This window comes from Allobosea sp. TND4EK4 (assembly GCF_900156025.1).
In the GTDB taxonomy this organism is placed as follows: Bacteria; Pseudomonadota; Alphaproteobacteria; order Rhizobiales; family Beijerinckiaceae; genus Allobosea.
The window spans coordinates 230428-250712 of record NZ_FTMO01000004.1 but is presented as its reverse complement, the minus strand read 5'-3'; the positions used below and the strand labels follow the sequence as shown (position 1 = coordinate 250712).

Here is a 20285-nt window from a genome sequence, read left to right as displayed (position 1 = left end):
CGACGCGCCGCGGCCTTCTCGCCATGACGGGCGCGAGCCTGCTGGTGCCGGCCGCCGCGAAAGCGGAACTCGTCATCGACCTGCGCGGCGGCACGTTCCAGCCGATGCCGATCGCCATCGCCGATTTCGCGGGCGAAGGCGGCATCCTCGTCTCGGGCGTGATCTCCAACAACCTGAAGCGCTGCGGCTATTTCCTGCCCGTCGACAAGGCCCGCTTCCCCGAGAAGAACCCGCCCTTCGACGCCGCCCCGCAATTCCAGGCCTGGCAGGCCGCGGGCGTCCAGGCGCTCGTCACCGGCCGCGTCTCGCGCGAGGCCGGGCGCATCCGCGCCGAGTTCCGCCTCTGGGACGTCGCCACCGGCACGCAGACCGATGGCCAGCAATATTTCACCGACCCCAGCAATTCGCGCCGCGTCGGCCACATCATCTCGGACGCGATCTTCAGCAAGGTCACCGGACTCGGCGGCTTCTTCGACACGCGCGTGGTGTTCGTCGATGAATCCGGCACCAAGGAGAACCGCCGCAAGCGCCTGGCGATCATGGACCAGGACGGCGCCAATGTGCGCTACCTCACCAATGGCGACACCTCGGTCGTGACGCCGCGCTACTCGCCGGTGAGCCAGGAGGTGGCGTTCATGACGCAGCGCCTTGGCGAGCAGCCGCGGGTGCAGGTGCTCAATATCGAGACGGGCCAGCGCCAGATCGTCGGCAACTTCCCCGACATGACCTCCAGCCCGCGCTTCGCACCCAACGGCCAGCGCGTCGTGCTGTCGCTCCAGCAGGGCGGCAACGCCAATCTCTACGCCATCGATATCGGCTCGCGCACCACCCAGCGCCTGACCTCGACCGCGGCGATCGACACCTCCCCCTCCTATGCGCCCGATGGCTCGAAGATCGTGTTCGAGAGCGATCGCGGCGGCACCCAGCAGCTCTATGTGATGGGCGCCGGCGGCGGCGAGGGCCAGCGCATCTCCTTCGGCCAGGGCCGCTATTCCCAGCCGAGCTGGTCGCCGCGCGGCGACCTGATCGCCTTCACCCGCCAGAGCGCCAACGGCTTCGGCATCGGCGTGATGCGCCCCGACGGCTCGGGCGAGCGCATCCTGACCGAGGGCTTCCACAACGAGGCCCCGAACTGGGCGCCGAACGGCCAGTACATCATGTTCTTCCGCGACCCGGGCGGCGAGACCGGCGGCAAGCTCTACATGGTCGACATCACCGGCCGCGTCGAAGTGCCCGTACCGACCCCGGCCTACGCCTCGGATCCGACCTGGTCGCCCCTGCTGAGCGGTGGCCGCTAAGCGGCCCGCCGCCCTGTGGTGTTGCCGATCTAACACGGCCAAGCCCCGGGAACGGATTGTCTCAGACTTGGTTAACCATATGCCGCAATGCCGCCACTTCGCCTTGTTCTGGCAAGGTCTCGTTTAGGTTGACGCTTCATTGATGGGTTCGATTTTCAACGCCCTCCTCGAAGCAGGCGCCGACAAGAACCCAAGCTCAGAAGCACCCGCGATCAGAACGCCCGGAGTTCAGCCATGTTGACCACCCTCTTTTCCGGCGGCCGTGCCGTCCGCTTCGCCGCCGCCCTCGCCTGCACGCTGGCGCTTGGCGCCTGCGCCAAGGACCAGAACGCCGACGCCAATGGCGGCTCGGGCTTCGGCGCCGGCGGCGCCGCCACCCCCGGCAGCGCCCAGGATTTCGTCGTCAATGTCGGCGACCGCGTCTTCTTCGAGACCGACTCGACGGACCTGACCTCGACCGCGACCGCCACGCTCGACAAGCAGGCCGGCTGGCTGCAGCGCTATCCGCGCTACTCCTTCACCGTCGAAGGCCATGCCGACGAGCGCGGCACGCGCGAATACAACTACTCCCTCGGCGCCCGCCGCGCCCAGACGGTGCGCGACTATCTCGCCTCGCGCGGCATCGCTGCCAACCGCATCCGCACCATCTCCTACGGCAAGGAGCGCCCGGTCGCGGTCTGCAACGACATCTCCTGCTGGTCGCAGAACCGCCGCTCGGTCACGGTGCTGGACGGCGCCCCGGGTTCGCCGGGCGTCTGATCGGCGCAAGGCAAGGCCTGACAGTGAAAAGCCCCGGACGGCAACGTCCGGGGCTTTTTTTGCGGAGAGGCTCGGGGGGAGCCCCTCCTGTCAAGGCAAAGGGCTCCCCCGCACCGCTCACCCCGCTGGCGCCGGCACCAGGCTCTTCGCCACGCCCTCGATGCGCTCGGCAGCCGCCACCAGCGCCTCGGCGGCCCGGTCCTCGACCTCGGTGAGCCGCTGGTCGGCCGCGCCGGCATCGCCCCGGATCGCCGCGAGCTCGGCTTCGAGCTTCTCGGCGCGCTTCTTCGCCTCGTGCAGATCGTCGGCCACCATCAGCGCGGCCATGACGTGCAGGCGCATATCGCCGATTTCGCCGAAGGCCTGCCGCATCTCGCCGATCTTCTCGTCGTAGAAGCGCGCGAGCCCTTCAAGATGCGCCTCCTCGCCCTCGCCGCAGGCCATGCGGTAGGCCTTGCCGGCGATCATGACGTTGACTTGCGGCATGGGAACTCCCTCTTTCGCTTCCTTGCGCGGAAAGCGTCACTCCGTCTCGGCTGCTGCCTCTTCCTCGACCGGCTGCTGCTCCTGCACGCGGTCGATCACGGCGCCGATCACGCCGAGCGCGCGCTGCAGACGCTGGTCGACATCGGCGGCGGCCGTCTCGACATGGCCGAGCCGCGCCATCGCGCCGTCGAGTTCGGCCGCGAGCCGGGCCCGGTCGTCCTGCATCAGGGCGAGTTCGGTTTCGAGATTGCCCCGCCCGCGCTCGGCCTCGATCCGACGCCGCGCCGCGGCCTCCAGCTGCCCGAGCGCGCCGTCGAGGCGCGCCAGCGCATTGTCCAGCATCAGGCTCGCCACCATCGCTCTCCTTTTCGGACCGAAGCCGGCTCACACGATTCGCTGCCCGAATTTACAGCATCGCGTCGCAGAAATGGAATCGCCTCCGGCCGGCCATGTTGTGTTGCAAGGACTTGTCCCCACCGCTTCTCGCAAAAGCGCGAAATCGCTGTGCCGAAGAGGCGTGCAACCCGCTCAAAATAGCCTCCGGCGAATTGACTCGGGTTCCGCCGCGGGCCTAATCCACCCGTCCTTTCGAAGTCCTCGCGGCCATGCCCAGCCCGGCCGCCCTGCCCATGCAGCACGCAAGGCCGGCCTGCCGCCCGCCAGACGGAGCCAAGAGACGATGACCACCACCGACCGCGCCCAGCACGACAAGCTCGCCAACGCCATCCGCGGTTTGGCGATGGACGGCGTCGAGAAGGCCAAGTCCGGCCACCCCGGCCTGCCGATGGGCGCGGCCGACATCGCCACCGTGCTGTTTACCCGCATCATGACCTATGATGCGGCCGATCCGCGCTGGCCCGACCGCGACCGCTTCGTGCTCTCGGCCGGCCACGGCTCGATGCTGCTCTATTCGGTGCTCTATCTCACCGGCAACGGCAATCTCGAGCTGGAGGACCTGAAGAAGTTCCGCGCGCTCGAATCGAAGACGCCCGGCCATCCCGAGAACTTCCAGACGCTCGGTGTCGAGACGACCACCGGCCCGCTGGGCCAGGGTCTCGCCACAGCCGTCGGCATGGCGATGGCCGAGCGCATGCTCGCCGCCGAGTTCGGCAGGAAGGTCGTCGACCACCACACCTATGTGCTCGCCTCCGACGGCGACCTGATGGAAGGCATCAGCCAGGAGGCGATCGCGCTGGCCGGCCACCAGAAGCTCAACAAGCTGATCGTGCTCTGGGACGACAACGGCATCTCGATCGATGGGCCCCTGACCATCACCGACAATGTCGACCAGGTCGCCCGCTTCAAGGCCTGCGGCTGGCGCTCCGAGCGCGTCGACGGCCATGACCCCGACGCCATCGAAGCCGCGATCCGCCGCGCCCAGAAGTCCAACAAGCCCACCATGATCGCCTGCAAGACGATCATCGGCTTCGGCGCGCCCAAGAAACAGGGCACCTCCAAGGCCCATGGCGAGGCGCTCGGCGCCGAGGAGCTCGCCGCCGCCAAGCAGGCGCTCGGCATCACTGGCGGCCCCTTCGAGGTGCCGGCCGAGGTGCTGAAGGCCTGGCGCAGCTTCGGCGCGGCCGGTGCCAAGGCCCATGCCGACTGGAAGGAGCGCTTCGCGACGCTGTCCGAGCGCAAGCGCGCCGATTTCGAGCGCCGCCTCTCGCACACCGTCCCCGCCAGGCTCGACAAGGCGGTCCTCGCCCACAAGAAAGGCCTGATCGCCAACCCTCAGACCATCGCCACCCGCAAGGCCTCGGAGCTGGCGCTGGAGGCCATCATCCCGGTCATGCCTGAGCTGGTGATGGGCTCGGCGGATCTCACCCCCTCCAACAACACCCGCGTCAAGGCGGCCGAGGACTTCACGCCGAAGACCCCGAAGGGCCGCTATGTCCGCTATGGCATCCGCGAGCACGGCATGGCGGCGGCGATGAACGGCATCACGCTGCATGGCGGCTTCCGCACCGCCGGCGGCACCTTCCTCGTCTTCGCCGACTATGCCCGCCCCTCGATGCGGCTGGCTGCGCTGATGGGCCTGCCGGTCGTCTACGTCATGACCCATGACTCGATCGGCCTTGGCGAGGACGGGCCGACCCACCAGCCGGTCGAGCAGATCGCCAGCTTGCGTGCGATGCCGAACATGCGCGTCTTCCGCCCGGCCGATGCGGTCGAGACGGCGGAGGCCTGGCAGATCGCGCTGGAGCGCCTCGACGGGCCGACCGTGCTCGCCCTCTCGCGCCAGAACCTCGCGCAGCTGCGCACCGACGCCTCGCCGAAGAACAGGCTCGCCACCGGTGCCTACGAGCTCTTCGCGGCCGAGGGCGGCAAGGCGCAGGTCTCGCTCTTCGCCTCGGGCTCCGAGGTCGAGATCGCGGTGAACGCGCGCAAGCTGCTGGCCGAGAAGGGCGTGCGCGCCCGCGTCGTCTCGGTGCCCTCGCTCGAATTGCTGCTGGCCCAGGACGAGGCGACGCAGGCCCAGATCGTCGGCACCGCGCCGGTCAAGATCGCCGTCGAGGCCGGTGTGCGCTTCGGCTGGGACGCGGTCATCGGCCATGATGGCGGCTTCGTCGGCATGCACTCCTTCGGCGCGAGCGGCCCCTACAAGGAGGTCTACCAGCATTTCGGCATCACGCCGGAAGCGGTCGTCGATGCAGCGATGCGCAAGCACAACGGCTGATTTTATGCCCGTCGGGGCGCAAAAGCCCCGGCAGCTCTTGCAATCGGCCATGCTTTGGCCGAATTGCCCGCGTGAATGGCGCGCAAGTGCCCGGTCTGGCTAGGAAGAGGTGGTAAGATGACGGTCAAGGTGGCGATCAACGGCTTCGGCCGCATCGGACGCAACGTTCTGCGCGCGATCATCGAGTCGAAGCGCAAGGACATCGAGGTCGTGGCGATCAACGATCTCGGCCCGGTCGAGACCAACGCCCATCTCTTCCGCTTCGACTCCGTGCATGGCCGCTTCCCCGGCCAGGTGACCGTCTCCGGCGACACGATCGATGTCGGCCGCGGCCCGATCAAGGTCACCGCCGTGCGCGATCCCAAGGAGCTGCCGCACAAGGCGCTGGGTGTCGACATCGCGCTGGAATGCACCGGCATCTTCACCACCAAGGAGAAGGCCTCGGCCCATCTCGCCGCCGGCGCCAAGCGCGTGCTGGTCTCGGCCCCCTGCGACGGCGCCGACCTCACCGTCGTCTTCGGCGTCAACAACGGGATGCTGACCAGCGACCATGTCGTCGTGTCCAATGCCTCCTGCACCACCAACTGCCTCGCGCCGGTCGTGCGCGTGCTTCATGACGCCGTCGGCATCGACAAGGGCTTCATGACCACGATCCATGCCTATACCGGCGACCAGCCGACGCTCGACACCATGCACAAGGATCTCTACCGCGCCCGCGCCGCCGCGCTCTCGATGATCCCGACCTCGACCGGTGCCGCCAAGGCGATCGGCCTCGTCATCCCCGAGCTGAAGGGCCGTCTCGACGGCTCCTCGGTGCGCGTGCCGACCCCCAACGTCTCGATGGTCGACTTCAAGTTCCTGGCGAAGCGCAAGACCACGGTCGAGAAGGTCAACGAGGCGATCCTCAAGGCCAGCCGGCGCGGTCCGCTGAAGGGCATCCTCGCCGTCACCGACCAGCCCAACGTCTCGATCGACTTCAACCACGACCCGGCATCCTCGACCTTCGCCCTCGACCAGACCAAGGTCATGGACGACAAGTTCGTCAGCGTCGTCGCCTGGTATGACAACGAGTGGGGCTTCTCGAACCGCATGAGCGACACCGCCGTCGCCATGGGCAAGCTGCTCTGATCGACCTTTGAAACGAGGCCGTGTCCAGGGGGCACGGCCTCGACCGATTTCGACCCACGGAGAGACCATGGCCAAGATCGAGCCGACCGTCATGCCCGCGGCCAATGCCGACAAGCCGCTCGTGACGCCCCCCGCATCCGCCCCGGCCTCCGCCGCCCCGCTGCCGACCGAGATGGCCCCGGCGCCGCAGCCTCCCGCGCCGACGATGGCCGAGGCCGCGATCCGTGCGGAGCAGGCCCCGGCCAGCGATCCGCGCAAGCTCGACCAGCTCGCCCGCATCGAGGACAAGACCGCCCGCATCGAGGAAAAGTTCGCCCGCTACGAGGCCGTCCTGACCCGCGCCGAGGCCTCGCTGGAGCGCAGCGCGCACAAGGTCGACGCCGCCGCCGGAACGATGGATTTCGCGGCCATTCGCGGTGAGGTCGCCGCCCTGCGCGCCCGCATCGACTCGACGCCGCGCGTCGGCACCCTCTTCATGACCGCGATCGTCACCGCGGTGCTCAGCGTCGCCCTGACCGTCCTCGTCCTGCGCTTCGGCGTGCCGGGCCTGTTCGGGAGCCTGCTGGTCCGATGAGCGCCTTCCGCACTCTCGACGACGCCGATCTCGCCGGAAAGCGCGTCCTCGTCCGCGTCGATCTCAACGTGCCGATGGACAACGGCACCGTCAGCGACACCACCCGCATCGACCGTATCCTGCCGACCATCCGCGAGATCGCCGACAAGGGCGGCAAGGTCATCCTGCTCGCGCATTTCGGCCGGCCGAAGGGCCGCGACGACAAGAACAGCCTGCGCCAGGTCGTGCCGGCGCTGGCCCATGCGCTGGGCCGCCCTGTGACCTTCGTCGAGGACTGCATCGGCGCGGATGTCGCCAAGGCCGTCGCAGCCGCGAAGAACGGCGAGGTGCTGCTGCTGGAGAACACCCGCTTCCACGCCGGCGACGAGAAGAACGACCCGGAGTTCGTCAGGGCGCTCGCCGCCAATGGCGACCTCTACGTCAACGACGCCTTCTCGGCGGCCCATCGCGCCCATGCCTCGACCGAGGGCCTCGCCCATGTGCTGCCGGCCTATGCCGGCCGCACCATGCAGGCGGAGCTGGAGGCGCTCTCCGCCGGCCTCGACCACCCGGCCCGGCCGGTGATGGCGATCGTCGGCGGCGCCAAGGTCTCGACCAAGCTCGACCTGCTCGGCAACCTGGTGAAGAAGGTCGATGTCCTCGTCATCGGCGGCGGCATGGCCAACACCTTCCTCGCCGCGCGGGGCCTCGATGTCGGCAAGTCGCTTTGCGAGCATGATCTCGCCGCGACCGCCCGCGAGATCGAGCAGAAGGCCAAGGCGGCCGGCTGCGAGATCCTGCTTCCGGTCGATGCGCTGGTCGCCCGCGAGTTCAAGGCCCATCCCGGCCACCGCGTCGTGCCGGTCGGCGAGGTCGCCTCCGACGAGATGATCCTCGATGCCGGCCCGCTCTCGATCGCGGAGGTCGTGCTGCGGCTGGAGACGATGAAGACGCTGGTCTGGAACGGCCCCTTCGGCGCCTTCGAGCTGCCGCCCTTCGACACCGCCACCGTCGCGGTCGCAAAGGCCGTGGCCAGGCGGGTGAAGGCGGGCGAACTCGTGGCCGTCGCCGGCGGCGGCGACACCGTCTCCGCGATGAACCATGCCGGCGTCGCAGGCGACCTGACCTATGTCTCGACAGCGGGCGGCGCCTTCCTCGAATGGATGGAAGGCAAGCCCCTGCCGGGCGTCGAGGCGCTGCGAAAGGGCTGAGCGTCCGCGGGCATAGCGGTAGCGGCTTGAACCACGCCGTCATCCCGGGCGACCGAAGGGAGACCCGGGATTCCATTCCGGAACGCTCATGGCCGAGGTTCTGGCATGGATCCCGGATCATCGCGGCTCCGCCGCTCGTCCGGGATGACCGCCTGCTTTCACGCGGTCGAAAGCCGCGCTGCTTTAAGCCTTTTTGCCGCTTTCGCTTTGCGATTTCGCCGGGCTCGCACTACATCCTCCCCAGTCCATTTGCCTTAAGGGGAGTGCCAACGTGGCCCGTATCACGCTTCGCCAACTGCTCGATCATGCCGCCGAGAACGACTACGGCGTGCCCGCCTTCAACATCAACAACATGGAGCAGGCGCTGGCGATCATGGCTGCGGCGGATGCCACCGACGCGCCCGTCATCATCCAGGCCTCGCGCGGCGCGCGCTCCTACGCCAACGACATCATGCTCAAGCACATGATGGACGCGGTCACCGAGATCTACCCGCACATCCCCGTCTGCGTGCATCTCGACCACGGCAACGAGCCGGCGACCTGCATGACCGCGATCCAGGCCGGCTTCACCTCCGTCATGATGGACGGCTCGCTCAAGGCCGACGGCAAGACCCCCGGCGACTGGGACTACAATGTCGGCGTCACCCGCACCGTGACCGAGATGGCCCATCTCGGCGGCATCTCGGTCGAGGGCGAGCTCGGCGTGCTCGGCTCGCTGGAATCCGGCGAGGGCGAGAAGGAGGACGGCCACGGCTTCGAGGGCAAGCTCTCCCACGACCAGCTCCTGACCAACCCGGACGAGGCGGTGAAATTCGTCGCCGAGACCAAGGTCGATGCGCTCGCCATCGCGATGGGCACCTCGCACGGCGCCTACAAGTTCACCCGCAAGCCCGACGGCGCGATCCTGGCGATGCATGTCATCGAGGAGATCCACAAGAAGCTGCCGAGCATGCATCTCGTCATGCACGGCTCCTCCTCGGTGCCGCAGGACCTCCAGGACATCATCAACCAGTATGGCGGCAAGATGCCCCAGACCTGGGGCGTGCCGGTCGAGGAGATCCAGCGCGGCATCAAGCACGGCGTCCGCAAGATCAACATCGACACCGACAACCGCATGGCGATGACCGGCCAGATCCGGAAGATCCTCTCCGAGCACCCCGGCGAGTTCGACCCGCGCAAATATCTCAAGCCCGCCATGGAGGCGATGACGAAGCTCTGCAAGCAGCGCCTGCAGGAGTTCAACACCGCCGGCCAGGCCAGCAAGATCAAGCGCGTGCTCACCACCGCCGAGATGGCCAAGCGCTACGCCAAGGGCGAGCTCGACCCCACCTTCGGCAAGGCGGCCTGAAACCAAGCCGTCATCCTCGGGTCGCGCGACGCGCGAACCCGAGGATGTCTCGATGATGATGCTGGAATGGGAAACGCCCGGTCTGCGCGACCGGGCGTTTCCTTTTCGAGGATGGTCGGGTCAGGCCCGACCAAGATATTAGCGATCAGACGCCGATCTTGCCGCCGCCCTTCCTGGTGATCGCCACCACGGAGGGCCGCACCGGCATGTCGGGCTTGAAGTCCGGCCAGCGGGTCGAGAGATCCTCGTAATAGGAACGGCGACCGAATTCCGGCCAGTCCGGGCCATCGTCGCCCGGATGCTGCACCGCGACGAAGGCCGTGGTGTCGTCCGGCGTGAAGCAGGGGCCGCACATCTCCGCGCCATGCGGCACGCGGTAGAACAGCTTCGACGTCCGGCGTGCGCTACCCTCGGTATCGACCGCCCAGAGCCCGTCGGTGCGCCCGGTCGCCTTGGGGCCGTTGCCGTCGGTCGCGACCCAGAGACGTCCGGCGGAATCGACGACGGCATTGTCGGGCATGCCGAACCAGCCGCTCTTGGTCGTGTCGGTCGAGAAGGTCGCGCCGACGGCGGCCACGGAAGGGTCACCGCATTTCAGCAGGATTTCCCAGCGCCCCATCGTCGCCGTGTGGTCGCCGCCCTCTTCGACGATCTCGATGATGTGGCCGAAGGCGTTTTTCGCACGCGGATTGGCGCCATCGACCTGCTCCTCGGTCCGGCGCGTATTGTTGGTCAGCATCACATAGACCTTGCCCGTCACCGGGTTGGGCGTAATGTCCTCGGGCCGGTCCATCTTCGTCGCGCCCAGCAGGTCGCCAGCGCGGCGCGCCTCGATCAGCACGTCGGCCTGGCTCTGGAAGCCATTCGCGGCGGTCAGCGGCCCCTGGCCGAAGACCAGCGGCAGCCACTCCAGCGAACCGTCCGCCGAGAACTTCGCGACATAAAGCGTGCCGGAGTCGAGCAGGTCGAGATTGGCCGCGCGATTGGCGGGGTCGAAGCGGCCCGCCGTGACGAATTTGTAGACGTAGTCGAAGCGTTCGTCGTCGCCGAGATAGGCGACCACCCGGCCGTTCTTGGCGACGATCATGTCGGCGCCCTCATGCTTGAAGCGACCCAGCGCCGTGCGCTTCTTCGGCACCGAATTCGGGTCGAACGGATCGACCTCGACCACCCAGCCGAAGCGGTTGGCCTCGTTCGGCTCCTTCGCCAGGTCGAACCGCTCCTCGAACCGGCCCCAGGCATAGGGCGAGGACGGGATGGCGAGGCGCTTGTAGTTCGCCTCCTCGCGGTGCCCCTCGGGCAGCTTGCCCGAGAAGTAGCCGTGGAAATTCTCCTCGCCGGAGACGAAGGTGCCCCATGGCGTCAGAGCGCCCGAACAATTGTTGAGCGTGCCCAGAACCTTGCGCCCGCTCGCATCCGCCTGCGTCTTGACGCGATCGGTTCCGGCGACCGGCCCTGAAAGCTGCATCTCGGTCGCGACGGTGATGCGGCGGTTGTACTTGGAGTCCTTCACCAGCGCCCATTGGCTGCCGGTCTTGCGGATCTCCGCGACCGTCGCGCCATGCGCCATCGCCTCGATCGCGAAGCGCTCGGGCGTCGCGTTCTTCAGTACCGGCTTGCCGTCCTTCATCTCGACGACGCCGGGGAACATCAGATGCGGGTTGGTGTATTCGTGATTGACGAAGAGCAGCCCGTGCGCCGAGGGATCGGCCGCGCCCGGCATCGGCACATAGCCGACGAAGTCGTTGTTGTAGCCGAACTGCTTGGCCTGCGCTTGCGGCGTCTGCTTCGTCGGGTCGAACTCCGGCGCGTCCGCCGTCAGCGGGTCGCCCCATCTGAGCAGGACCTGCGCGTCGTAGCCTTCGGCGACGTGATGATCGGCATCGACGCCGACCTCGACTTCCTTGAAGGAGAAAGCCGATTTCGCGCCTTGCGCCTGGGCCTGTTCCGCCGTCTCCAGGGCCAGGGTGCCGACCGTGGCCGAGATGGCCGAGACCGCGAGCGCGCCCTTCAGGAGCCCGCGGCGCGAGAAGCGCTGGGAGATCAGCTCACCCATCGTCGGGTTGTCGGTCAGGTTGCGCGGCTCGGCATCCTCATGCTCCAGCAGGCTGGCTCCGAAGGTGGATTCGTGCTGGTCGTCGCGCATGGCGCCCTCTTCTTTCGAACCGGAACAATCAGCAGCTAGGCCTGCTGGTTGACAAGCCTGTGACGGCGCGAGGCCATGGAACGCGGCCGGGGCCGGGGCCTCGGGTCCCGCCTGCGGCAACCCGGCCTGCGTCGGCTGCGCTTTCCGCTCCCGGTGATTTCTGGTTCAAGGCGCGTTCTCCTCGCCCCGCCGGACGGCAGAGCTGATCATGTCCATCCTTTTCTCAGCCCTGGTCGCGGTCTTTGTCGGCTTTGCCGCTTCGATCGCGGTCATCCTCTCGGCCGCGCAGGCCATGGGCGCGACGCCGGTCCAGACCGTCTCCTGGGTCGCGGCGCTCGCCATCGGGACCGGGCTGCCCAGCATCTGGCTGTCCTGGCGCTACCGCCAGCCGATGATCTGCGCCTGGTCGACGCCTGGCGCCGCCCTGATCGCGGCCGCGAGCGGCTTCGACCTTGCGGCCGGTGTCGGGGCCTTCCTCCTCGCGGCGCTGCTGATGATGCTGACCGCCGCGTTCAGCCCGCTCGGCCGGCTGATCGAGCGCATCCCGATGCCCATCGCCTCGGCCATGCTGGCAGGCGTGATCTTCCGCTTCGTGGTGGCGGTGTTCGACGAAATGCGCGTTTCGCCGGGGCTCGTGCTCCCGCTGCTGGCGATCTTCCTCGTTGCAAGGCTCGTCAGCCCCTTCCTCGGCGTCATCGCCGCGCTCCTGGTCGGCATCGCGATCAGCTTCGTCGGCGGCCTCGCCCATTGGCCGGCCGGCGACATCGCCTGGACCAGCCTCCAAATCGTCACGCCGCGCTGGGATATGGCCGCCATGCTCGGCATCGGCGTACCGCTTTATCTCGTCACCATGGCCGCCCAGAACCTGCCGGGCTTCGCGGTGCTGAGGGCAGCCGGTTACACCCCGCCGACCGCGCCGATCCTGCTTTGGACCGGCCTCGCCTCCCTCGTCACCGCACCCTTCGGCGCTCATATGTCGAACCTCGCCGCCATCAGCGCGTCGATCTGCACCGGCCCGGACACCCATCCCGAGCCCGGCCAGCGCTGGAAGGCCGGCGTCATCTACGGCACCTGTTACCTCGTGATCGCCGCATGCGCCGGCCTTTTGATCGCGCTTCTGCTCGCGCTTCCCAAGGCATTGATCGTCACGGTGGCGGGCCTCGGCCTGCTCGGCTCCTTCACCGGCGCTCTGGGACAGGCCGTAGGTTCGGGGCGCGAGCGCTTCGCGGCGGCCGTCGCCTTCGCCGTCGCGGCGTCGAGCCTCTCGCTCTTCGGCGTCGGCTCGGCCTTCTGGAGCCTCATTGCGGGGCTCCTGGTCTTGACATTGGACGCGGTCGCGGGCCGTTTGCGCAGCCGATCATGACCACGCAAGCTCCCACCACCCGCCTGATGCTCGTCACCCCTCCCGTCGCGGATGCGGAGGCCATGGCCTTCCGCCTGATGCAGGCGATGGCGGGCGGCGATATCGCCGCCATCCTGCTCAAGCTCGCGCCCGGCGACGACCGCAGCCGCATCGAGCGCGTCAAGCGGCTCGCCGGCCCCGTGCAGGGCAACGGCGTCGCGCTGGTCGTCGAGGACAATGCCATGGTCGCCGCGCGCGGCGGCGCCGACGGCGTCCATCTGACCGGCGGGCCCGCCGCCGTCGCCGAGGCGCGCTCCAGCCTCAAGGGCGAGCGCATCATCGGCGCCGGTGGCCTGCGCGCCCGGCACGATGCGATGGATGTCGGCGAGGCCGGCGTCGACTATGTGATGTTCGGCGAACCGCGCGCCGATGGCAGCATCCCGCCCCTGTCCGCCGTGGTCGAGCGCGCCGGCTGGTGGGCCGAGATCTTCGAGACCCCTTGCGTCGCCTATGCGCCGGATGCGGAATCGGTTGCGGCGCTGGTCGAGACGGGCGCGGAATTCGTCGCGCTCGGCGAATGGGCCTTCGCCGAGGGGCAGGACATCCGCGCGCTGGTCGAGGCCGCCAATGCCAGCATCGGCGCCTGGACGGCAAGGAAGGCCGCGCGATGAGACGCGCCGGCCGCGCCGTTCTTCTGGCGGCCCTGTTCGGCGCAGGCACCGCCCTGGCGGCCGACAAGCCTTTCGAGGATCTGGCCTATGGCGCCTATCAGACCGGCCATTACCGCCGCGCCCAGAGCGAGGCGCTGAAGCGCATCGAGGCCGACAACAACGATGCCGCGGCGATGACGCTGCTTGGCGAGATCTACCGCCAGGGCCTCGGCGTCGCCCCCGACCAGAAGGTCGCGACCGAGTGGTATGAGCAAGCGGATGCGCGCGGCGACATCAACGCCACCTTCGCTCTGGCCACCGAACTGCTCGACGAGGCCAGCGGCAAGCGCGATCCGGTTCGCGCCGGAAAACTGCTCGAGAAGGCCGCGGCGGCGGGCCACCCCTCCGCCAATTACAATTTCGCCCTCGCTCTGCTCGCCACCGGCAGCGGCACCGACGAACAGCGCGCCGTGGCCTGTCTGGAGCTGGCGGCGAAGGCGCAGGTCCCCGATGCGGCCTATGCGCTCGGTATCCTCGCCCAGCAGGGCCGTGGCCTGCCCCGGAGCGAGGAAACAGCCGCGCGCTGGATGAAGCAGGCGGCCGAGGGCGGCAACGTCTCGGCCCAGGTCGAATATGCGATCATGCTGTTCAACGGCACGGGCGCACCGAAGGACGAGAAGGCGGCGGCACACCTGTTCCGGCAGGCTGCCGAGCAGGGCAACGCGATCGCCCAGAACCGCCTCGCCAAGCTCTACCAGTTCGGCCTCGGCATCCCGCCCGATACGATCGAGGCCGCCGCCTGGCATCTCGCCGCGCGCTCGCAGGGGCTGCAGGATGCCGGGCTCGACGCGCTCTTCGACAAGCTCAACCCCGAGCAGAAGACGCGTGCGGCGTCGATGGCAGCGACCCGAATCAGCAGCTTCGCCTTGACGGCGCCCTAGATCGTCGCGCAAACGACGGCTCGCTATTTTCGCCGCGCGCGCCCGCTGCCGCCGGCTCATCGCGCCCTCTGCGGCGCGCAAGAGGTTCCAGAATGATCCGCTCGCCCCTGATGACCGTGATGACCGACGCCGTGATGAAGGCGTCCCGCTCCCTGAAGCGCGATTTCGGCGAGGTCGACAACCTGCAGGTGCTGTCGAAGGGCCCGGGCGACTTCGTCTCGAAGGCGGATCACAAGGCTGAAGCTATCCTGCGCGAGTCGCTGGAGAAGGCGCGGCCGGGATACGGCTTCGTGATGGAGGAGAGCGGCGTCGTCCACGGCACCGACGAGAGCAACCGCTGGCACATCGACCCGCTCGACGGTACGCACAACTTCCTGCGCGGCATTCCGCACTGGAACATCTCGGTCGCGCTGGAGCGCGACAACCAGTTCATCGCAGGCATCGTCTATGATGCCGCCAAGGATGAGATGTTCATGGCCGAGAAGGGCAAGGGCGCCTATGTCAACAACCGCCGCCTGCGCGTCTCGGGCCGCAGCGAGGTGACCGAGATGCTGGTCGGGACCGGCATCCCGCATATCGGCAAGGGCGGCCACGGCCAGTTCCTGCGCGAGCTCGCGGCTGTGATGCCTCGCTTTTCCAATGTGCGCCGGATGGGCTCGGCCGCGCTCGACATCGCCTATGTCGCCGCCGGCCGCCTCGACGGCTATTGGGAGCGCGGGCTCAACACTTGGGACTTCGCCGCCGGCGCCGTGCTGATCCGGGAGGCGGGCGGCACCTTCGGCACGCTCGACGGCAAGCCGGTGACCTCGGCCAAGGACATCATCTGCGGCAACGAGACCTGCGAGTCGGCGCTGCGCGCCGCGCTGAAGACCGCCGCGGCGTAGCTCGGCGCGCTTTCGCGCTTGATTGCGGCAGCATGGGAGGCGACAGTCGCCGCGCTGCCCGAGGCGAACGGAAGTCGAAGCATGGCGAATGAGGATAGTGCGGCCGCTGAGCACAGTGCCGCTTCCCGAAGCGACGATACCCGCTTTTCCCGTCCGCTCCGCTATGTGATCCGCGCCCTCGTCTTCCTGGCGCTGATCGGCTTCCTCGGCTTCATCCTGCAAGACGGCCTCGCCAAGGCCTTCATGACCAATCCGGGGCTGAACGGCCTCATCCTTGGCGCGCTGCTGGTCGGCGTGCTGGTGGCGCTGCGCGAGCTCTGGAGGCTGCATGCCGAGGCGCGTGCCGCGACGCGCCTCGCCACCGCCCCCCTTTCCGCCGAGATCCGGCGCAGCGACGTCATCGCGCCGCTTGGCACGGTCCTGCCGGCGCTCGACCGGCGCAGCCTCAACCCGGCCCAGGCGACATCGATCGTCGAATCGATCGCGGTCCGTCTCGACGACGGGCGCGAGGTGCTGCGCTACCTCGCCGGGCTTCTGGTCTTCCTCGGCCTGCTCGGCACCTTCTGGGGCCTGCTCGACACGGTGGGCTCGGTCGGCACCGTCATCAATTCGCTGCGCACCGGCGCCGAATCCGGCGTGCTGTTCGACGAGCTGAAAGCCGGCCTCTCGGCGCCGCTCGCCGGCATGGGCCTGTCCTTTTCCTCCTCGCTCTTCGGCATCGCCGGCTCGCTGATCCTCGGCTTTCTCGATCTGCAGGTCGCGCAAGCGCAGCGCCGCTTCCGCAACGAGATCGAGAGCTGGCTCGGCACGCGCTCGATGCTCGCCGGCGAGGCCGCCGCGATGCTGCCGGCCGCCGGCCCGGGGATCGACCGCTTCGAGCAGATGAGCGCCGCCATGGCGGAAGGCGCCGCCAACAACCGGGCCGCGACGCAGGCGCTCGCCAATCTGGCGGAGGGCATCCAGGGCCTCGTCCAGCACATGCGCTCCGAGCAGCAGATGATCCGCGATTGGGTCGAGGCCCAGGCCTCGCGCGAGAAGGACCTGAAAAGACTGCTGGACCGCCTCGCCGCCGACCATGTCCGGGAGCCTTGATGCGCCCGGCCCCGAGCTCGTAGCAGGACACGGATCATGGCCCTCTCCCGCGCCCATCGCCGCGAGGACGTGAATTTCTGGCCCGGCTTCGTCGACGCGCTGTCGACGATGCTGATCGGCATCGTCTTCCTGCTGACGGTCTTCGTGCTCGGCCAGTTCTTCCTTTCGCAGGAACTGACCGGCAAGGACACCGCGCTGGAGCGCCTGAACCGGCAGATTTCCGAGCTGACCGACCTGCTCGCGCTGGAGCGCTCGCAAAATCGCCAGGCGCAGGAGAGTCTGCAATTGATGCAATCCACCCTCGGCAGCGCCCAGTCCGAGCGGGACCGGCTGCAGGGGCAGCTCGCGGCCCAGCAGAACGGCAATGCCGGCGCCCAGCTTGCCGAGACGCAGAAGGCGCTGGAGAGCGAGAAGCAGCTCTCGGCCCGGGCCCAGGCCACCGTCGACCTCGTCAACCAGCAGATCCAGGCCATGCGCCGCCAGCTCGCCGCGCTGGAAGAGGCGCTCGCCGCCTCCGAAGCCAGGGACAAGGATTCGCAGGCCCGCATCTCCGATCTCGGCTCGCGCCTCAACGTGGCGCTGGCGCAGCGGGTGCAGGAGCTGGCGCGCTATCGTTCGGACTTCTTCGGCCGGCTGCGGCAGGTCCTCGGCACCCGGCCCGACATCCGCACCGTTGGCGACCGCTTTGTCTTCCAGTCGGAGCTGTTCTTCGACGCCGGCCAGGCCGTGCTGAAGCCCGAGGGCCAGGCTGAGCTGGACAAGTTCGCCACCGTCCTGCTCGATCTCTCGAAGGAAATCCCGCCCGACCTGCCCTGGATCCTGCGCGTCGACGGCCATACCGACAACCGCCCGATCAGGACCGCGCAATTCCCCTCGAACTGGTATCTCTCATCGGCACGCGCCATCGCGGTCGTCGAATATCTCGCCACGCGCGGCCTCCCGACGGACCGCCTCGCCGCGACCGGCTTCGGCGAATACCAGCCCCTCGACGTCGCCAACACCGACGAGGCCCACCGCCGCAACCGCCGCATCGAGTTCAAGATCACGGAGCGCTAAGCGGTGCGCCGGCCTCTCCTCGTCGCTCTGGCACTCGTGGCGCTGCTTCCGCTGGCGGCGCGAGAGGCCCATGCCCAGAAGCGGCCGGTTTCGGTCGAGGAATGTGCGGCCTGTCACGGCCCGGACGGGATCGCGCGCGATTCCGAAGTGCCCAATCTCGCCGGCCAGAACGAGCGCTATCTGTTCAACCAGATCATGGCCTTCCACAACGGCAAGCGCGTCCACAAGGAGATGCGCTACATGGCGCGCTCCATGTCCGTGGAGGAGATGGCGGCGCTGGCGGCCTACTACGCCGCCCTTCCACCGCGCTGAGGCAGCCTCACGCCGCCTCCAGCCCGAACTGCAGCGCCGCCAGCCGGGCATAGAGGCCGCCGCGCGCCTTGAGCTCGGCATGGGTGCCCTGCTCGACGATGCGGCCTTCCTCCATCACCAGGATGCGGTCGGCCGAGAGGATGGTCGCGAGGCGGTGCGCCACCACCAGCGTCGTCCGCCCCTGCATCAGCCGGTCGAGCGCATCCTGCACCGCCCGCTCGCTTTCCGAATCCAGCGCCGAGGTCGCCTCGTCGAGCAGCAGGATCGGCGCGTCCTTCAGCACCGCGCGGGCGATGGCGAGCCGCTGGCGCTGCCCGCCGGACAGCGTCACGCCGCGCTCGCCGACGACGGTGTCGTAGCCCTGCGGCAGGGAGCGGATGAAACCATCCGCCGCCGCCAGCCGCGCCGCCGCCTCGATATCCTCGATACTGGCCCCCGGCCGGCCATAGGCGATGTTGTCGCGCACCGAGACGCCGAAGACCGTCGGCTCCTGCGGCACCAGCGCGAAGCGCTCGCGCCAGGCCTCCGGATCGGCCTCGGGCCCCGCCACGCCATCGACCAGCACGCGCCCGCCCTGCGGATCGTAGAAGCGCAGGGCCAGTTGCAGCACCGTGCTCTTGCCCGCGCCTGACGGGCCGACCAGCGCGACACGCTCGCCGGGACGGATGGCGAAGGACAGCTGCTTCAGCGCCGACGCATGACGGCCGGGATAGGAGAAGGAGACCTCGTCGAAGGCGATCTCCCCGCGCGAGGGCTGCGGCATCGCCTTGGGATGAGGCGGCGCGGCGATCGCAGGCTGCGTCGCCAGGATCTCCCCGAGCCGGCCCGAGGCGCCCGCCGCCGCGCTGATGTCGCCATAGACCTCCGAGAGCTGGCCCAGCGAGCTCGCCGCCAGCACCGCATAGAGAATGAACTGCGACAGCCGCCCGCCGGTCATGCGCCCGTCGAACACCTCGGTCGCGCCAACCCAGAGCACGCAGACCACGCTGGCGGACACCAGGAAGATCGCGACGCCGGACAAAAGAGCGCGCGAGGCGGTTGCCCCCCGTGAGGCGCCGTAGGCCTCGTCGGACGCCGCTTCGAAGCGCATCGCTGTCTGGCCGGCGGCTCCGAAGGACTGCATGGTGCGGATCGCTCCGACCGCCTCCGCCGCGAAGGCCGAGGCATCCGCCAGCCGGTCCTGCGCCGCCCGCGCCCGCTGCCGCACCGAGCGGCCCGAGAGCACGAGCGGAATCACGATCAGCGGGATCACCCCGATGACGATGGCCGAGAGCCAGGGGCTCGTGGCCAGCATCATCGCCACCGCGCCCAGCGCCATGATGGCGTTGCGCAGCGCGATCGAGGCGGTGGAGGCGAAGGTCGACTTGATCTGCGTCGTGTCGGCAGTGAGCCGCGAGACGAGGTCACCCGCCTTGCTCGCATCGAAGAAGGCCGGCTCCAGCCGGGTGAGGTGGCGGAAGACGTCGGCACGCAGCGAGGCGACGATGCGCTCGCCCACCGTCATGACCAGATAGAATCGCGCCGAGCTTGCCAGCGCCAGCACCGCGACGACGCCGATCAGCAGGATGAAATAGCTGTTGGCGAGCTGCCGCTCTCCGCCGGCGAAGCCGACATCGATCACCCGGCGCACGGCGGTGGGCAGTGCCAGCGTCGCAAGCGAGGCGATCACCAGCGCGATCAGCGCCGCGATGATCCGCCCCTTCTGCGCGCGCGCGTAGGGCAGGAATGTCGCGAGCGAGCGCAGATCGGCCCGGTCCTTCTTGTCGACGCCTTCGGTCCCGGCCACGCCTCGGCCTCCCAACTGCCTTCCCGTGCAGCCCAAGCTGGAACAGGAAAAAGATGCGAGCGGTCAAACCCGATCCGGCCCCGCTTGGCAAATGCCGCATCGCCGCAGGCGGATCATCTCACGAAGATCACGGCTTTTCCCGCCCGCATTCACGCTGAAGAGCCAGACGAAGGCCTTCTGCGAAGCTGCGCGATGCCGGGAGAAAAGCATCGGCCGGCCATCTCGCCCCATCGCGAACTTGCGCCGCGGCCGCGTGTGCGATATGTGCACGCGACTTCACGACAGGCTCATCCGAATTCTTTCGACGGGCCGGGCAGGCTCGCCTGCTTGTCGACATGCCCGTTTTTTATAGGTTTCGAGGACTTCGCCATGGCCAAGACCGGCATCCACCCCGAATATCACGCCATCAAGGTCGTCATGACCGATGGCACCGAGTACATGACGCGTTCGACCTACGGCAAGGAAGGCGACACGCTGAACCTCGACATCGACCCCAAGACCCACCCGGCCTGGACCGGCGGCACCCAGCACATGCTGGACCGCGGTGGCCGCGTCTCGCGCTTCAACACGCGCTTCGCCGGCCTGGGAACGATCGGCAAGAAGTGAGGCCGGCCGC

At 68.5% G+C, this 20285-nt stretch carries 19 protein-coding genes; 15 read left to right on the top strand and 4 right to left on the bottom strand.

Translation table 11 applies throughout. From position 1 onward, the window contains the following. Positions 1 to 23: 23 nt before the first annotated feature. Together tolB and pal are read left to right on the top strand one after the other, a co-directional pair. Positions 24 to 1298 carry a Tol-Pal system beta propeller repeat protein TolB gene (tolB, locus tag BW981_RS10475; RefSeq protein ID WP_076438978.1) on the top strand — a complete coding sequence of 425 codons (1275 nt, stop codon included), beginning with the start codon at positions 24 to 26 and terminating at the stop codon, positions 1296 to 1298. Between the two features lie 234 nt (positions 1299 to 1532). Then, on the top strand, positions 1533 to 2057 hold the full coding sequence (pal, locus tag BW981_RS10470) for a peptidoglycan-associated lipoprotein Pal (protein WP_076438817.1): 525 nt from the start codon (positions 1533 to 1535) through the stop codon (positions 2055 to 2057). Positions 2058 to 2174: 117 nt separating this feature from the next. On the opposite strand, the gene BW981_RS10465 is transcribed toward pal, so the two are convergent. Together BW981_RS10465 and BW981_RS10460 are read right to left on the bottom strand one after the other, a co-directional pair. Then, complete coding sequence (locus tag BW981_RS10465) at positions 2175 to 2543, bottom strand: cell division protein ZapA (RefSeq protein WP_076438816.1); 369 nt, start codon at positions 2541 to 2543, stop codon at positions 2175 to 2177. Positions 2544 to 2579: 36 nt separating this feature from the next. Beyond that, entirely contained in the window at positions 2580 to 2900 is a 321-nt protein-coding gene (locus BW981_RS10460) for a DUF4164 domain-containing protein (RefSeq protein ID WP_076438815.1), read from the bottom strand. A gap of 322 nt (positions 2901 to 3222) precedes the next feature. Here BW981_RS10460 and tkt point away from each other — a divergent pair, with 322 nt between their 5' ends. The 5 genes from tkt to fba all read left to right on the top strand — a co-directional run bounded on the left by tkt (position 3223) and on the right by fba (position 9460). Further along, positions 3223 to 5220, top strand: coding sequence for a transketolase (gene tkt, locus BW981_RS10455; protein WP_076438813.1), 1998 nt, complete (start codon positions 3223 to 3225; stop codon positions 5218 to 5220). A 117-nt stretch (positions 5221 to 5337) separates the two neighbouring features. Beyond that, positions 5338 to 6348 carry a type I glyceraldehyde-3-phosphate dehydrogenase gene (gene gap, locus BW981_RS10450; RefSeq protein ID WP_076438811.1) on the top strand — a complete coding sequence of 337 codons (1011 nt, stop codon included), beginning with the start codon at positions 5338 to 5340 and terminating at the stop codon, positions 6346 to 6348. A 67-nt stretch (positions 6349 to 6415) separates the two neighbouring features. Next, the gene (locus BW981_RS10445; RefSeq protein WP_244560286.1) at positions 6416 to 6922 is read left to right on the top strand and encodes a hypothetical protein; all 507 of its coding nucleotides are present in this window, start codon (positions 6416 to 6418) and stop codon (positions 6920 to 6922) included. Further along, positions 6919 to 8112, top strand: a complete 1194-nt coding sequence (locus tag BW981_RS10440; RefSeq protein WP_076438809.1) for a phosphoglycerate kinase — start codon at positions 6919 to 6921, stop codon at positions 8110 to 8112. Before BW981_RS10445 ends, BW981_RS10440 begins: the two co-directional genes overlap by 4 nt. Positions 8113 to 8383: 271 nt before the next feature. After that, positions 8384 to 9460, top strand: coding sequence for a class II fructose-bisphosphate aldolase (gene fba / locus BW981_RS10435; RefSeq protein ID WP_076438806.1), 1077 nt, complete (start codon positions 8384 to 8386; stop codon positions 9458 to 9460). A 145-nt stretch (positions 9461 to 9605) separates the two neighbouring features. Here the strand turns inward: fba and BW981_RS10430 are convergent, their stop codons facing one another. After that, complete coding sequence (locus BW981_RS10430; RefSeq protein WP_076438804.1) at positions 9606 to 11606, bottom strand: PhoX family protein; 2001 nt, start codon at positions 11604 to 11606, stop codon at positions 9606 to 9608. Positions 11607 to 11814: 208 nt separating this feature from the next. Between BW981_RS10430 and BW981_RS10425 the strand changes: the two genes are divergently transcribed. From BW981_RS10425 to BW981_RS10395, 7 genes are all read left to right on the top strand, one after another. Further along, positions 11815 to 12969, top strand: coding sequence for a benzoate/H(+) symporter BenE family transporter (locus tag BW981_RS10425; protein ID WP_076438802.1), 1155 nt, complete (start codon positions 11815 to 11817; stop codon positions 12967 to 12969). Beyond that, on the top strand, positions 12966 to 13619 hold the full coding sequence (locus BW981_RS10420) for a thiamine phosphate synthase (protein ID WP_076438800.1): 654 nt from the start codon (positions 12966 to 12968) through the stop codon (positions 13617 to 13619). The genes BW981_RS10425 and BW981_RS10420 overlap by 4 nt, the downstream gene beginning before the upstream one ends. Continuing rightward, positions 13616 to 14539, top strand: coding sequence for an SEL1-like repeat protein (locus tag BW981_RS10415; RefSeq protein WP_076438798.1), 924 nt, complete (start codon positions 13616 to 13618; stop codon positions 14537 to 14539). The genes BW981_RS10420 and BW981_RS10415 overlap by 4 nt, the downstream gene beginning before the upstream one ends. Before the next feature lie 92 nt (positions 14540 to 14631). After that, entirely contained in the window at positions 14632 to 15423 is a 792-nt protein-coding gene (locus BW981_RS10410; RefSeq protein ID WP_076438797.1) for an inositol monophosphatase family protein, read from the top strand. 81 nt (positions 15424 to 15504) lie between these two features. After that, positions 15505 to 16515, top strand: a complete 1011-nt coding sequence (locus BW981_RS10405) for a hypothetical protein (RefSeq protein ID WP_076438795.1) — start codon at positions 15505 to 15507, stop codon at positions 16513 to 16515. A gap of 36 nt (positions 16516 to 16551) precedes the next feature. After that, positions 16552 to 17571, top strand: coding sequence for a peptidoglycan -binding protein (locus BW981_RS10400; protein ID WP_076438794.1), 1020 nt, complete (start codon positions 16552 to 16554; stop codon positions 17569 to 17571). Positions 17572 to 17574: 3 nt separating this feature from the next. Further along, positions 17575 to 17883, top strand: a complete 309-nt coding sequence (locus BW981_RS10395) for a c-type cytochrome (RefSeq protein WP_076438792.1) — start codon at positions 17575 to 17577, stop codon at positions 17881 to 17883. A 7-nt stretch (positions 17884 to 17890) separates the two neighbouring features. Here BW981_RS10395 and BW981_RS10390 read toward each other — a convergent pair whose 3' ends face one another. Further along, positions 17891 to 19669, bottom strand: a complete 1779-nt coding sequence (locus BW981_RS10390; protein ID WP_076438791.1) for an ABC transporter transmembrane domain-containing protein — start codon at positions 19667 to 19669, stop codon at positions 17891 to 17893. 369 nt (positions 19670 to 20038) lie between these two features. Between BW981_RS10390 and rpmE the strand changes: the two genes are divergently transcribed. Beyond that, entirely contained in the window at positions 20039 to 20275 is a 237-nt protein-coding gene (gene rpmE, locus BW981_RS10385) for a 50S ribosomal protein L31 (RefSeq protein WP_076438789.1), read from the top strand. Positions 20276 to 20285 lie beyond the last annotated feature (10 nt).